This is a genomic window from Amycolatopsis roodepoortensis (assembly GCF_014873915.1).
Lineage (GTDB): Bacteria > Actinomycetota > Actinomycetes > Mycobacteriales > Pseudonocardiaceae > Amycolatopsis > Amycolatopsis roodepoortensis.
Genome location: NZ_JADBEJ010000001.1, coordinates 946,677 through 960,879 on the forward strand (window position 1 = coordinate 946,677; position 14,203 = coordinate 960,879).

11 protein-coding genes are annotated in these 14,203 nt (G+C 66.1%); 4 read left to right on the plus strand and 7 right to left on the minus strand.

Annotated elements, in window-relative coordinates; all coding sequences use genetic code 11:
• The first annotated feature begins 56 nt into the window (after positions 1-56).
• Positions 57-1,286 (plus strand): methyltransferase, FxLD system, encoded by a 1,230-nt coding sequence (gene fxlM / locus H4W30_RS04545; protein WP_192741632.1) that lies wholly within the window; start codon positions 57-59, stop codon positions 1,284-1,286.
• Positions 1,287-1,341: 55 nt separating this feature from the next.
• Here the strand turns inward: fxlM and H4W30_RS04550 are convergent, their stop codons facing one another.
• A complete protein-coding gene (locus H4W30_RS04550) occupies positions 1,342-2,175 on the minus strand; it encodes an abortive infection family protein (RefSeq protein WP_318780531.1) in 834 nt (277 codons plus the stop codon).
• A gap of 427 nt (positions 2,176-2,602) precedes the next feature.
• Here H4W30_RS04550 and H4W30_RS04555 point away from each other — a divergent pair, with 427 nt between their 5' ends.
• Positions 2,603-3,523: a DUF4365 domain-containing protein gene (locus H4W30_RS04555; protein WP_192741633.1), complete on the plus strand. Its 921-nt coding sequence runs from the start codon at positions 2,603-2,605 to the stop codon at positions 3,521-3,523.
• A gap of 725 nt (positions 3,524-4,248) precedes the next feature.
• On the opposite strand, the gene H4W30_RS04560 is transcribed toward H4W30_RS04555, so the two are convergent.
• The 5 genes from H4W30_RS04560 to H4W30_RS04580 form a co-directional block, all read right to left on the minus strand.
• The gene (locus tag H4W30_RS04560) at positions 4,249-6,390 is read right to left on the minus strand and encodes a cell division protein FtsK (protein ID WP_192741634.1); all 2,142 of its coding nucleotides are present in this window, start codon (positions 6,388-6,390) and stop codon (positions 4,249-4,251) included.
• On the minus strand, positions 6,387-7,172 hold the full coding sequence (locus H4W30_RS04565; protein ID WP_192741635.1) for a DUF2637 domain-containing protein: 786 nt from the start codon (positions 7,170-7,172) through the stop codon (positions 6,387-6,389). Before H4W30_RS04565 ends, H4W30_RS04560 begins: the two co-directional genes overlap by 4 nt.
• Entirely contained in the window at positions 7,169-7,813 is a 645-nt protein-coding gene (locus tag H4W30_RS04570; RefSeq protein ID WP_192741636.1) for a helix-turn-helix domain-containing protein, read from the minus strand. The genes H4W30_RS04565 and H4W30_RS04570 overlap by 4 nt, the downstream gene beginning before the upstream one ends.
• Positions 7,810-8,238: a hypothetical protein gene (locus tag H4W30_RS04575; RefSeq protein ID WP_192741637.1), complete on the minus strand. Its 429-nt coding sequence runs from the start codon at positions 8,236-8,238 to the stop codon at positions 7,810-7,812. Before H4W30_RS04575 ends, H4W30_RS04570 begins: the two co-directional genes overlap by 4 nt.
• Before the next feature lie 99 nt (positions 8,239-8,337).
• Positions 8,338-9,015 (minus strand): MBL fold metallo-hydrolase, encoded by a 678-nt coding sequence (locus H4W30_RS04580; protein ID WP_192741638.1) that lies wholly within the window; start codon positions 9,013-9,015, stop codon positions 8,338-8,340.
• A 107-nt stretch (positions 9,016-9,122) separates the two neighbouring features.
• Here H4W30_RS04580 and H4W30_RS04585 point away from each other — a divergent pair, with 107 nt between their 5' ends.
• Together H4W30_RS04585 and uvrA are read left to right on the plus strand one after the other, a co-directional pair.
• Positions 9,123-10,346, plus strand: coding sequence for an acyltransferase family protein (locus H4W30_RS04585; protein ID WP_192741639.1), 1,224 nt, complete (start codon positions 9,123-9,125; stop codon positions 10,344-10,346).
• A 77-nt stretch (positions 10,347-10,423) separates the two neighbouring features.
• Positions 10,424-13,279, plus strand: coding sequence for an excinuclease ABC subunit UvrA (gene uvrA / locus H4W30_RS04590; protein ID WP_192741640.1), 2,856 nt, complete (start codon positions 10,424-10,426; stop codon positions 13,277-13,279).
• Between the two features lie 25 nt (positions 13,280-13,304).
• Here the strand turns inward: uvrA and H4W30_RS04595 are convergent, their stop codons facing one another.
• A complete protein-coding gene (locus tag H4W30_RS04595; RefSeq protein ID WP_192741641.1) occupies positions 13,305-13,943 on the minus strand; it encodes a fibronectin type III domain-containing protein in 639 nt (212 codons plus the stop codon).
• Positions 13,944-14,203: the final 260 nt, after the last annotated feature.

Below are 14,203 nucleotides of genomic sequence, written 5' to 3' on the forward strand. Positions count from 1 at the left end.
CCGAAAGTCTCTGACCGCACCGGATAGCATCCGCACCGCCCGCATGGAAGGACACGATGAACAACACCACCACCGGCACCTCGCCCGAGGCGCTGCGCGCGTCCATGGTCGCCCATGTCAAACAGGCTGGTCACGCCCGCAATCAGGCCGTCGAAGAAGCTTTGAGCGAGATTCCGCGCCATCGTTTTGTGCCCGCCGCCACCGCCGAAGACGCCTACGCCAACAAGGCGGTCATCACCAAACGCGCCGAGGACGGCTCCGCGCTCAGCTGCGCGTCCGTGCCCACCGTGGTCGCGATGCAGCTCGACCAACTCGACGTCCAACCAGGCAACCGGGTCCTGGAGATCGGCGCCGGAACCGGCTACAACGCCGCCCTGCTGGCACGTTTGACCGGGCCAGGGGGAGAGGTCACTACCGTTGATATCGACGACGAGGTGACCTTCGGTGCGCGGGAAGCTTTGGACGGCAACGGTTTCCCTGATGTCCGGGTCATCGCACGCGACGGCTCGCTCGGCGCACAGGAGCACGCCCCCTACGACCGCATCATCCTGACCGTCGGCGCATTCGACCTTCCGCCGGCGTGGTGGAGCCAGCTTGCGCCCGGTGGACGTCTGGTGGTGCCGCTGCGCTGGCGGGGGCAGACGCGCAGCGTCGCGTTCGTCCGGGAAGGCGACCGACTCCGGTCGGACTCAGTCCAGCTGTGTGGCTTCGTTCCGATGATCGGCCAGGACAGTGAGCTGTCCGGCCACCTGGACTCAGACGGCCTGGTCACTCTCTATTGGGACGGCGACCAGGACATCAGCCTTGATCGGCTCGACAGGATCCTCGCCACCCCGAAGACCGCGGCCTGGTCGGGAGTGACTGTTGGCAACAGTGAGCCGTTCGACGGCGTCTGGCTGCGGATGACCGGCACTGAGCCGGGAACCTGCCGCATCGCAGCCGATCCGGCCGCTGTCGAGGCCGGCCTCGCTACTCCCGCCATCCCCTCCCGCAGCCCTGCCCTCGTCGAAAAGGACTCCCTGGCCTACTTCACCTTTCGCCGCTTAGACGATGGCGGTAAGCAGAGGTCGGAGCTGGGCGCGATCGGCCACGGTCCTACTGGGGACGAGCTGGCTGAGCGACTGTCCGACCAGATCCGGGCCTGGGGTTCCGCGCGGACGGCCGACCCGGTCATCACCGCGTATCCGGCCGACACTCCTGATGAGCAGATTGGCTCCGCGCACATCGTCGACAAACGACACAGTCGCCTCGTGGTGTCTCTTCCTGTGGTGCAGGGGGCGTCGTAGCGCTAGGAAGTCGTGAGCCGTATTTCTGGCCGTCGCCGATCCTGTCTCTACGCAGTCAGGATGTCTTGCGCCAGGGCGCGTCGGGGTCAGCGAGGGTGTCGAGCAGCAGCTGGCACCACGTGACCGCAGCGTTGACAGCGAGATGTGCGTGCCGCGGGCGAAGCCCGATTCGGGTGGCGGCTGGGCCGTGTCCGGTGCCGTAGCCGCGGTTGCGGAGTTCGCCTAGCCCAGCGGTGATGGTGGTGACTGCGCCAAGGATCTTCTTGACCGCGTCGCTGCCATCGGGGCCGGGCGCACTTGACGAGGGGTGCAGGCTGAGTGCTTCCTGGGCTGCTCGGGCCAGTGCGGGGAGATCATCCTTGTCGTTGACTGGCCGACCACGTTCGATGAGTACGACCTTGGCGGTACTTTCGACCAGTTCTTTGGCGCTGCCGATGGCCAGGGCAGGATCGTCGATGATCGCTCGCTGGATGCGGTCGAGCTGTTCCTGGATCGCGGAAGGGTCGGTGAGGGTAGCCAGTGACCGAATCGGACGTAGGTGGCCGGAGACGGTGGGCGGAGTGATCAGGCCTGTGCCGGGATAGTCGACTGAGCAGCCGTCCCTGCGCAAGGAGTTGTAGAAGCGGTCGAGATATGGGCCGTCTCCCCAGTCGATCAGCAATCGCTCGAAGACTCGGCAGGCGCGGGCGACATGGCCAGAGTTAGTCCAGTCGACGGAATCGAGGCGTTCCTGGGCAGCAGTGCGTCGGACACTGGTGTCGTCGTAGCGGCAGTCCGGGTTTGGAGCGAAACCTTCGTCCTGGAACGCTGAGGTGATGGCACCGACGGTGCTATCAGTCATCAGGTCACGGAACAGGCCACGAGTGCTCGTACTGATCAACTCTTTCACTCGCCGACCGCCTTTCGTAGCCCCGCGTCGGGGACTCTACCTTTGTCGCGTGTCTGTTAGTGGACTACCGCTTTGATGACTGTGCGCTGCCGACAAGAGCGCGGAGTGGAACAGATTGTCGCGATGGCGATCTATGCACGCTGGGCAAGTGAACGGTAGCTACGCGGCTTGAGGGTGCTTCTCGTGGCGCCCCGTCCACGTTGGGAAGGACGATCGTCCTTGCTCCAGGCTGGCGGCAAACGACAGGGAGTGCACCTTGCGCTAAGTCGCCGTCAAGGCTTTGGTGTCACCTCGGTGAGAAGCACAGACACTGGGGCTGCGGTACAGACGCTCGTAGCGTTCTCAGCCCTTGCTCTCGGCTCCTCTTAGGGGCGCCGTCCGAGCAGTCGCTCGATGAGCGAGCTCGCAGTACTGCGACAATGGATGCATGACAGGCGAGCCGACATTCCGACCGCGCTATACGGCACAGGCCAAGACGTCTGACAAGGGCGTGCGTATGGTTGATGCTTCGATTGGCGACAAGCTGGGATGGATCTTCCGAGAGCAGTTCCGTGCTGACCTCGGCATCGATGCTCAGGTCGAGATCGTCCAGGCCGGAAAGGGGACCGGCAGGTTACTTGCGCTTCAGATCAAATGTGGCCTCTCATGGTTTGACGAAGAGATTGAAGGAGGGTGGCTCTACCGCGGCCAGGAGAAACACCTCTCCTATTGGCTTAGCCACTCTCTTCCTGTAATTGTATGCCTCTGCAATCCGCAAACTGACGAAGTGTTCTGGGTTCAGATTACCGAATCCAATGTTGTTCGCGGTGCAAATGGCTGGACTGTCAAAGTTCCGAGTGCCCAGATTCTGGACGAACGGGCAATAGGTGAACTCACCCGGATTGCCGACTCGCCGCAACACGCTGATATCATAGAGCTACTTATTCCGAGATACTTGCAGGAACGCTACAGTCGGGAAATCTATATACATCCCATTCTTGAGACGCCACACGACTTCCATGGCTTGAGTTATATGACCACAATCGGCCAGGATGTTATGTTTGTGGACTTTATCTACGGTCCTCTGGAGTCGTTGGATGCCAGGGCGGTAGAGCGACGCATTGAGTGGCGTGAATACAATGAGCAAGCCGCGAACATGGGAGAAACGCGCCTTCATATTCTCGCGATTAGCGAAAGTGTTCAATCTGCTTGCCCGGAAAGCGATATTGCGAAGTATATAGGTTCGGTTCGCGATGTCGAATTCACGCGCCTGGTTTACAGTTCTATACCCCCTTTTGCGCTTGACGAGATTGACAATGAGGGGCGTCTGGTCTACTACGGCCCTGGCGGCGACAGATTCGTCTCTTAGTAGGCGCCCGTTAGGTTATGCGCGTCGGGTGTTTGTGGTGACCTGAGAACGGTTTACGGCAGGTGCAACATGCGCTGACTGGGGCCTCAGGGATCGACTAGATTCACGAAGAATGACGTAGGGTCCCCGGCCCGTGCAGGGGTAGGCACTGCCACACGCTTTATTGGCGGGACACGTTCGGCACGTCCGAACGTTCAGTTTTGTCGTCGCCATAATCGGTCCGCGGTTGATCTGGGGCAGTTTTCTCTCGGTGGGTCAAGGAGATCACCTGAGCCTGAGTCTTATGCAACAGGCAAGTATGGCAGGCGTCGTGGAAAGGTGGCGGGCGTCAACCACGTGAGCCGTTGACCGGGGCGCGGTCGAACTTCCCGAGTGTAAGTTTTCCTCCGAATCGAATGTGGCCGGTTGTCACGGAGAAACGCGGTCGTATCTAACGAACAGAACTACGAAGGCGGCTCGCCCTGGTCTCCAGAGGAACTCCCAGAAAACTGACCCGTTTCGTTCAGTGAACAGGCCCACGTCGTCTGCTTGGCGGAGATCTTCGCTTACACAGCAATCTGGACGAGTTTGTGCAGACCTGTGCGGACGTTAGAGCCTGGGAGCCTAGGTCGGCTCTGCCAGTACAACCGACTATCGAGCCTGGTTGAACGCGCGAAGGCGGTGTTTCCGGTCCGCACGAACGGGTCGGTTGGGTCCGCACACTGCTGTGCGGACCCAACCGACCCTCATCGGGCGGTGTTGCCGACCACAGCGCGAATGGTGCTCAAGTCGACGACCGATACGGGATGGAGCGACCCGTTGATCCGCTGACGAGACGGCGTTGGTGGTGGCACACCGTGCCTGCGCAGTGCTTCGCCGAGTGGCTTGGCGTCCCAGCCGATACGAGCCGCGAGATCCGCTGTCGCCACCAGACCGGTCTCAGCGTCATCGATGGCGTTGACCAGGAGCCCCAGCACCTCAGGAAGCTCAGGACCCTCCGAGTCCTCCGGCAAAACGGACGGTTCGTTGACGGCCGCAGACTGCTGGATGCGCTGCGCTACCTCATCCGGGAGCTCCCGGATCTGCCGCTCGCCGACCGCGTCACCGGTCAACGTCCCGGCCAGCTCACGCAACGCACGGCCACGATGGCAGGCCGCCCGGATAGCCTTGATGTGCAGCAGGTGGGTTCGCACGGTGAGCGCCTCGCCGGCGTCGAGATCGGTTTCGCCGTCCGCGCCAAGCAGGAGCCCGACCCCTCGGTGGGACTTGAGCAGCTTGGAGGCGTCCATTCCAGCCTTGTAGGTTCCGGCGCCGAGGATCGTCTCGCTGGCCTGGTAGGTCATGACCTTGAGCGCGAAGCGGGTACCGAGCTGGCCACGCAGCTTGTCGGGGATGACCTGTGAGTCCGGCTTCTGCGTGGCCAGGATCAGCACAAACCCGGCAGCGGGACCAGTCTTGGCGATGAACGTCAGCAGCTCCAGGACCCGCTGGCCGCGCTTCTTGCCCTTGGGCTGGTCCGGGTCGAGAGGGGTTTCGTCCTCCAAGTAGTTCTGGATCTCGTCGACGGCGATCACCGTCAGCGGCATGTTGTAGACCGGGTTGCGGGTGATTTCGGGGGTGACCTTCGACTCCGGGCAGAGTTCGTCGTCCATCTCGGCGAGCTGTCCGAACCTGTTCTCGACGTCGGCCGCGACCTCTTCGAGCACTGCGATGAGCCGCACGATCGACTCGGCACGGGCATTGGGGATGAACCGGTGGGCCACCAGCTCGAACGCCTTCCAGTCTTTGCCGCCCTTGCCGTCGGCCACGATCAGCCGAACGTGTGGGTCCAAGGCGGCCGACGTGACCGGGATCCGAGCTGCGTAGGTCTTGCCCATCCGCGGGATCGCGCCGACCAGCAGCGAAGTCCACACCAGGGGCAGGTGTACGACCTGGCCGCGGGCGGTCGTGCCGAAGGGGGTGGGCTGCCAGAAGTCCCAGTTCTCGACATCGCCCAGGGGAGAGTCGACCGGCTTCGCCGCGTACGGGTCGTCATCAGCGATCCACAGCGAGAGCCGACCTGCGTGCCCGCCCTTACCTCGGACACGTTCGGCGATGAGCTGGACTTCGTCGACGGCCAGTGCGGAGGCGAGGTCTTCGCGCTTCGCGATCGCGGTGCTGGCCTTGCGGCTGGCGGGCAGGTCCACGACGACGGCCCAGCCGGCGCTGTCGCGCTTCGGCAGCTGAACGAAGGCGAGCCCTTCGTCCTTACCGATGAGCTTGGCCTCGCGGAAGGCGGTGACGAGGTTGTTGCCGTCCATTGCCCACGCGATGCTGCGCGGCCGGATCACCGCCGATCGTCCGGACTTGTCTTTACGGCGTCCGGTGACCGCCAGTCCGGCGGACACGACGGCGCCAGCGATCCACCAGACGACTGGTCCCTCTACCAGGCTCGCGATCGTGAGACCGCCACCACCGCCCGCCGTGGTGGCGAGCGTCCACCAGCGGCGTCGTACTCGGAAGCGGTGGATCTCCTCGTACCGGTTCGCCAGCTGCTGAGCTTGCTTCGCCGCGTCGTAGAAGTCCTTCACCGACACCCACGACCACCAAGTGCGCAAGGCGATCGGCACGCCACGTGTTACTGCGGCTGGATACCGGGCCGGAGCTAGGACGACATGACGGACGAGCTCCGTGCGCAGCTGACTGACGTGGCTGCGGTCGTGCCATCGAGCGGGTAGCCGCGACATGGCCAACGCTGTCAGCGACCGCGCCCGGCGGTACTCCTCATCTGTGAGCAACTCGCCCTCCAGGAGGGGAGCGGCCTTCACCATGTCACCAGCGCTGGCGACCGTTGGCGTTTCCTCGTCGCCAGCGACCTGCGCCACGACTCCTGTCTGTTCGACGGTCATCGGCGATCACCGTCGTTCTCGCCAGTGCTGGTGCGGCTCATCGCCAGCAGGGCGAAGCCGCACACCACCATCAAGCCGTCGAGCACCAGCGGGCCGACGGCGGCCGCCACAGGGTCGTACTGCCAGGCCAGCAGGAGACCTCGCAGGTGTCCATAGGAGATGACCGCGGAGCCGACCGCGACGGCACCGGCTCCGCCGTAGCGGGCCAGGCCCCACAACACCCCGTTGGGCCACGGGATACGGGACAGCGCCTCCACTGCCAGCATCAGCCCCACCGGCCACACTGCCGCCCCGACCTGCGGCGCGATCCCCGGCACCCAACCGGGCGGCTCATGCGGAGCGGGCAGCCAGACGTGCAGCACGTTCGCCGCGATCGACATCACCGAGCCGAACACGAACCCCGCCCATGCGACGAGCCGACCGCCCGCCGCGGCCGGAGTCGACACGTCGTCGCCAGCGCTGACGGGCCGGTCAGCGGTTGGCGCCATCCCATCGCCAGGGCTGGTGATCATGGGCGACCGGCCAGAGTCGCTTTGCCGGTCGGCAGCGGCGCCATGATCGGAGACAGGCCACCCGACGTCCTCGTTCGGCGGCTGCCCGCCAGGCTTATCGAGGTTGGCGTTCTCGGTCGCCAGCTCCGCCAGCACCTTGCGGACCGCGTGATCTGTCGCCCCTGTCAACTTCACCAGCGTCGGCCGCCCTGGCGACGGCTGGCCGGTCTTGCGCGCCGTGTCGAGCGCATGGCGGATTTGGGCCACCAGGTTTCCGTTGGTCACCGTCATCGGGCACCTCCCGCCGAGCCATCGGCAGCCGGGTGGCAGCGCGGGCAACGGACCGAGCGAGCGTGATCGGCATCCAGCCACACCACACGAGCCGAGACCGGATCACTGGGCCGGGCGTCGCACTGCCCACACGGCGGCGGAATGGGCGAGCGTGCCTCGGGCGCGCGCTCGCGCACCGGACGGTTCCCAGGACGGTTAAGGACGGTTCGGGGGCAAGCACTGCCCCCCGTTGTGTCGCTGTTTGCCCCTCGTGCCGACCGAGTTTGCCCCTCGTGCCGCTCAGCGGGCGGCAGACTCTGCCTCCCGTCGACAGAGTTGTCCACAAGCACTTCGGCCCGGTCGATTGCGAGGTCGTACCCGTTGGGCCGCCGGTCCGCACGCTTCACGTACGCGGCCACGATGCCCGGATCCGAGGGGCGGATCAGGTCGAGATCCTCTAACCCCCGCAAGGCGTAGCGAACCGATCGCTCGGACAGCCGTGTGTACCGAGCCAGCCTCGCCAGTGAGGGGAACGCGTTGCGGCCATCCGGATCGGCGTGGTTCGCCAACCCGACCAGAACCACAGCCAGGCTCGACGCGTCGCGGCGATCGCGGGGAATCGGGGCGGTGTTGAGCGCCCAGTGAATTACCTCAATGCTCACCAGGACACCGCCGAGGACAACGAGAACAGCTCTGCCGCGTCGGCTTCGGTGAGACCGATCGTGCCGGTCCGACGTCGAAGAGCGACCTGAGCAGCAACCCAACCGTGGAACTCGTCCCGAGCTTCGGTTTCAGTCACCTCGATCATGGTGCCGATCTGCGCCCAGGAGTCGACCGCGCCTGTTCGCAGCAACTCAGCGACCACGCACCATCGGCCCGCAGTGATCTGGTGTGCGATCCGGGTACCGTAGGCGAGTTCGGTGACCAGGTCCTTGGGATCGGCTTCGCCGTCCTTGGCCAGGAACGTCCGCGTGCGGGCGGCGGACCAGCGCTCTACCAACGCGCCAAGCGACTGGTGCGGAATACGGGTGAAGTCGTCGGGGGCGCGTTCCTCGGCGCCCCCGGGACTGGCAGGATTCGTTGCCATGCGGACCTCCAGCGTCCGTCCAGGCCCCGTTTTCGCTGCTCCAACAGCAAACGGGGCCGCCTACTAGGTAGGGCAGCCCCGTTCGGGAACGTCGTCAGCTCACCAGCCGCGTTCGCGCCACTCCGGAATCTTGGGACGCTCCTCGCCAAGCGTGGAATCGTCGCCGTGTCCCGGATAGAACCACGTCTCGTCCGGCAGTTCGCCGAAGATGCGTGCTTCCAGGTCGTCCAACAGGCTGGCGAACTCCTCCGGACTTGTTGTCCGCCCAGGACCGCCGGGGAACAGCGAGTCGCCGGTGAACAGGTGCGGGTGGCCGTTCGGGTCGCGGTACAGCAGCGCGATGGAGCCGGGGGTGTGACCGCGCAGGTGGATCACCTCGAGGGTGATCTGCCCGACCTTCACCGTGTCGCCGTGTTCGACGAGGAAGTCCGGCGGGATCGGCAGCGGCTCGGCGTCCAGCGGGTGGGCGGCGGTGTTCGCGCCGTTCGCGCCGGCGACGGCGCCGAGGGCCTGCCAGTGGTCCTGATGCTGGTGGGTGGTCACGACGGTCTTCAGCGCGGGCCGGTCGGGGCCGTGGCCGATGAGGTCGGAGATCCGCTCGGGGTCGTTCGCGGCGTCGATCAGCAGCGCTTCGTTCTCGGCGCGGCAGACGAGCAGATACGCGTTGTTGTCCATCGGGCCGACCGACAGCTTCGTGATGGTGAGCGCGTCCAGGGTGCGACGGGCGGCGTCGCCGCCGGGGTCGACATGCCCGGTGTAGGTCTCGACGATGTTCACACCGCATACGGTAGTCGTTCGCCTGCAATCGGTTCCACCCGCACAGGCGGCGCACAGGTGCAGGACGTAGGCTCGCGTCGCCCCGCCAGCCGAACCACAGGACGCTCGTGCCCGACGCTTCGCCGCGCGCCTCGCGCAAGATCAGCTGGGACGTCCTTCGCGTTGTAGCCGTCTTCGCGGTCATGCTCGGGCACGTCACCCATCAGGGGGCGCTTCTGCATCCCGAACTGGTGGGGTACCCCTTTCAGGTGACCGCTCAGTTCGGCGCGGCCATCCTTCTGGTGATTTCCGCCTTCTTCGTGTGCGCGAGCCTGCGCAAGGGGCGCCCCGGTCGGTGGCTGTGGAACCGGGTCGCGCGGTTGGTGCCCGCGTACCTGGTGGCGGTGGCCGTGACCTACGTCGTCGCCCGGTACGCGACGATCCGGTTCAGTGGCTTGCCGTTCCCGCCGGGACTGTCCGGATTCCTGTTCGGCGTGCCGCAGGGCCCGCCGTCCGATCCGTCGCCGTGGTACGTCCCCACCGGCGCCGATCTGCTCGCCAACCTGGGCATGGTCCAGGAATGGGGCTGGCGGTACGAGCTCTTCTACTATCTCGACGGCGCCTACTGGACGCTGCCGGTCCAGCTCGCCGCTTTCACCGCCGCGGCCCTGCTGTGGCCGCGCCGGTGGCGCACCCACCGGCTCACCGTCGGGCTGCTCTGGGCGCTGATCCTGGTCCCGCTTTTCCTCCGGTTCGTCGTGTTCGACCCGGTGTCCACGCCGAAACTCGTGGAGACCTTCTACTACGGCCTCGGCCTGCACCGCGTGCACGTCTTCGCCATCGGCATCGCGATCTGGCTGTGGTCGAAACGACGTCTCGCGCACTGGCACGCGGCGTTGTTCGTGCTCGCCGCCTGCGCCGCGCAGGACCTGCAGGTCTTCCCGTTCCACCAGGCCCTGCCGAACGACCCCGAGCGCTGGCCCTCGGCCATCGGGTTCGCGGTCATGCTTCTTCTGGTGTGCCTGGCCGCGCGCGGACCGGACTGGCGGTTGCCCGGCATGTCCAGGGTCGCCCCGGCTGTCACCTGGCTCGCGGGCATCTCGTATGGTCTTTATCTGGTGCACCAGGAACTCGGTTACATCCTGGCCCGTGCCCTGCTGAACGCCGGCGTCCCCGGTTGGCTGCGGCTCCCCATCGTGCTGGCCGCCGCCGTGTTCGGGGGCTGGGCGATCACCGCCGGCGTTGAACGACCGGTCCACCGGTGGCTCACCGCTCGCCGGGATCGACGCGAAAAGCCGGGAAAACCGCAGGTCAAAGAGTCGGAACCAGTTTCTGTCGGTGGTGCCTCGTAGCATGGATGCGGCCGCCCGTGCAGCTATCGACCGGGACGGCGACCGCAGCTGAGAATGAAACCTGAAGGGACCCTGGCGTGGCTGATCGCCTCGTTGTTCGCGGCGCCCGCGAGCACAACCTCCGCGGTGTGGATCTCGACCTGCCCCGCGACAGCCTGATCGTGTTCACCGGTCTGTCCGGGTCCGGGAAGTCGAGCCTCGCCTTCGACACCATCTTCGCCGAAGGGCAGCGGCGCTACGTCGAGTCGCTGTCGGCGTACGCGCGCCAGTTCCTCGGCCAGATGGACAAGCCGGACGTCGACTTCATCGAGGGCCTTTCGCCCGCGGTGTCGATCGACCAGAAGTCCACCTCGCGCAACCCGCGTTCGACCGTCGGCACCATCACCGAGGTCTACGACTACCTGCGCCTGCTCTACGCCCGCGCCGGCAAGGCGCACTGCCCGCAGTGCGGCGAGGCGATCAGCAAGCAGACCCCGCAGCAGATCGTCGACCAGGTGCTCGCGATGGAGGAGGGCACCCGCTTCCAGGTGCTCGCCCCGGTCGTCCGCGGACGCAAGGGCGAGTACCTCGACCTCTTCGAGAACCTGCAGCAGCAGGGTTACGCGCGCGTCGTGGTCGACGGGACGGTCCACCCGCTCACCGACCCGCCGAAGCTGAAGAAGCAGGAAAAGCACCAGATCGCCGTCATCATCGACAGGCTCTCGGTGAAGACCAGCTCACGGCAGCGGCTCACCGACTCCGTCGAGACGGCGCTCCGGCTGGCCGACGGCCTGATCGAGCTGGAGTTCGTCGACCTCCCGGAGAACGACCCGCATCGCGTACGCGGGTTCTCCGAGAACCTGGCCTGCCCGAACGGCCACCCGCTCGCGATCGAAGACCTCGAGCCGCGGTCGTTCTCCTTCAACGCGCCTTACGGTGCCTGCCCCGACTGCACCGGTATCGGCGTCCGCAAGGAGGTCGACCCGGAGCTCGTGGTCCCCGACGACGAGATGTCCCTCGGCGAGGGGGCCATCGCGCCGTGGGCGGGCGGCCAGAGCGCGGACTACTTCATCCGCCTGCTCGAGTCGCTGTCCGAGACCATCGGCTTCCGCATGGACACGCCGTGGCGCAAGCTGCCGGCGAAGGTGCAGAAGGCCGTCCTGCACGGTGTCGACGAGCAGGTCCACGTCCGCTACAAGAACCGCTACGGCCGCCAGCGTTCGTACTACGCGAGCTTCGAGGGCGTCATCCCGTTCCTCGAGCGGCGCCAGGAGCAGACCGAGTCCGAGTACATGCGCGAGCGGTACGAGGGCTACATGCGCGAGGTGCCGTGCCCGGCCTGTCAGGGCACGCGGCTCAAGCCGGAGATTCTCGCCGTCACCCTGGAGCACAAGACGCAGGGCGACCGGTCCATCGCCGAGGTCTGCGCCCTGTCGATCGCGGAGGCGTCGAAGTTCCTCGACGAGCTGGAGCTCGGCAAGCGCGAGCAGGTGATCGCCGGCGCGGTGCTCAAGGAGATCCAGGCGCGGCTGCGCTTCCTGCTCGACGTCGGCCTCAACTACCTCTCGCTCGACCGCGCCTCCGGGACGCTGTCCGGCGGCGAGGCGCAGCGCATCCGGCTCGCCACGCAGATCGGCTCCGGTCTGGTCGGCGTGCTGTACGTGCTGGACGAGCCGTCGATCGGGCTGCACCAGCGCGACAACCACCGCTTGATCGAAACGCTGGTCCGCCTGCGGGATCTCGGCAACACGCTGATCGTCGTCGAGCACGACGAGGACACCATCCGCTCCAGCGACTGGGTGGTCGACATCGGCCCCGGCGCCGGTGAGCACGGTGGCCACATCGTCCACAGTGGACCGTACAAGAAGATCCTGCGGAACAAGGAATCGATCACCGGCGCGTACCTCTCGGGCCGCACCAAGATCGAGGTTCCGGCGATCCGGCGCCCGATCGACAAGAAGCGGCAGCTGACCGTCGTCGGCGCGCGCGAGCACAACCTGCGCGGTCTCGACGTGTCGTTCCCGCTCGGCTGCCTCGTATCGGTCACCGGTGTCTCGGGTTCCGGGAAGTCCACGCTGGTCAACGACATCCTCGCGACCGTGCTGGCGAACAAGCTCAACGGTGCCCGCCAGGTCCCCGGCCGGCACACCCGCGTGAACGGGCTGGCCAACGTGGACAAGCTGGTCCGTGTCGACCAGTCGCCGATCGGCCGCACCCCGCGGTCCAACCCGGCGACGTACACCGGCGTGTGGGACCACGTGCGCAAGCTGTTCGCCGCGACCACCGAGGCGAAGGTGCGGGGCTACCAGCAGGGCCGGTTCTCGTTCAACGTCAAGGGCGGCCGGTGCGAGGCCTGCGCCGGTGACGGCACGATCAAGATCGAGATGAACTTCCTGCCGGACGTCTACGTCCCGTGTGAGGTCTGCAAGGGCGACCGGTACAACCGCGAGACCCTCGAGGTGCACTACAAGGGCAAGACCGTCTCCGACGTGCTGAACATGCCGATCGAGGAGGCGGCCGAGTTCTTCGAGCCGATCAAGGCGATCCACCGGCACCTGGCGACCCTCGTCGACGTCGGCCTCGGCTACGTCCGGCTCGGGCAGCCCGCGCCGACGCTGTCGGGTGGTGAGGCGCAGCGCGTCAAGCTCGCCAGCGAACTGCAGAAGCGGTCCACCGGCAAGACGGTCTACATCCTCGACGAGCCGACCACGGGTCTGCACTTCGAGGACATCAGCAAGCTGATCGGCGTGATCAACGGGCTGGTGGACAAGGGCAACACGGTGATCGTCATCGAGCACAACCTCGACGTCATCAAGACCTCGGACTGGATCATCGACATGGGTCCCGAGGGCGGTTCCGGCGGTGGCACCGTGATCGCGGAGGGCACGCCGGAGCACGTCGCTTCGGTGGAGGAGAGTTACACCGGGCAGTTCTTGAAGACCGTTCTCGCATAGGTGCTCGTGAGTGGTAAGGACGGTTCTAACCGTCCTTACCACTCACGAGGTCCAGCACCGGCGAAGCGGGCCCGTAGTAGAAGGCGCGCAGCCGGTACGAGGCGCCCTCTTCGCCCGGCATGGTGGCGAGCCCGGCCGACGTGGTCCCCGGATCGGAGACCTCGATCGGCACGAACTCGGCGGTGCCGGGTTTCTTGATCTCCACGAGGAAACCGTCTTCGTCGGTGGAACGATCCGTCCAGCTGAACCGCACCATCTCCTCCGGCGCGGGCTCCGCCCGGAACGACGCCGGAGCAGCCTTGCGATCACCCGACCGTAGGGGCACAAGAGGTCCGTCAGCGGCAGGGGTGGCCGGCCCGGAAACCGTCACGGCCTCCGAAACGGCGCCGTAGAACGGCCGGATCCGGTAGTAGAACTGCGTTTCCGGCATCAGGTCCGGATGCCGGAAGGTCGTCTGCCGCGGCGGCACGAACCGCAGGATCGTGTATTCGCCGTGCGGATCGGTCGTGTACTCGACGATCCGCCCCGCGGCGGCCGGATCGTCGTCGGGCCAGCTCAGGTCGACGTTCACCGGATCCGTCAGCGTCGCGGTGAAGCGGGGCTCCTCGCCGCAGCCCGACACGAAAGCGACCGCCAGCAGAACGGCCGCGAGTTTCCTTGGCACGCCGAGACCCTCCCGGGAATCAGGCGGCGGCGGAATCCGGAGGCGCCAGCATACGAGCGCGTCCGGTGATCGACAAGGCCCCGGTTGAACCGTGCGCCCGTGCCGTCCGTGTGGGAGGCAAGAGGAGGCGGCCATGGAGAACCGAGGAGAGGCCGGTGCCGATGAACGGTTCGATCGCGGCGCGCGCCGAACGATCCACTCTGCCCCTGCGGGTTGCAGTACTGTCCTCGCCGACCCAGAAGACCGTCGGGAGGACGCGA

What these genes read in the sequence shown, in the direction of transcription:
- fxlM (WP_192741632.1), top strand. Translation starts at nt 57, where the DNA reads ATGAACAACACCACCACCGGCACCTCGCCCGAGGCGCTGCGCGCGTCC.
- H4W30_RS04575 (WP_192741637.1), bottom strand. Translation starts at nt 8,238, where the DNA reads ATGGCAACGAATCCTGCCAGTCCCGGGGGCGCCGAGGAACGCGCCCCC.
- H4W30_RS04565 (WP_192741635.1), bottom strand. Translation starts at nt 7,172, where the DNA reads ATGACGGTGACCAACGGAAACCTGGTGGCCCAAATCCGCCATGCGCTC.
- H4W30_RS04555 (WP_192741633.1), top strand. Translation starts at nt 2,603, where the DNA reads ATGACAGGCGAGCCGACATTCCGACCGCGCTATACGGCACAGGCCAAG.
- H4W30_RS04560 (WP_192741634.1), bottom strand. Translation starts at nt 6,390, where the DNA reads ATGACCGTCGAACAGACAGGAGTCGTGGCGCAGGTCGCTGGCGACGAG.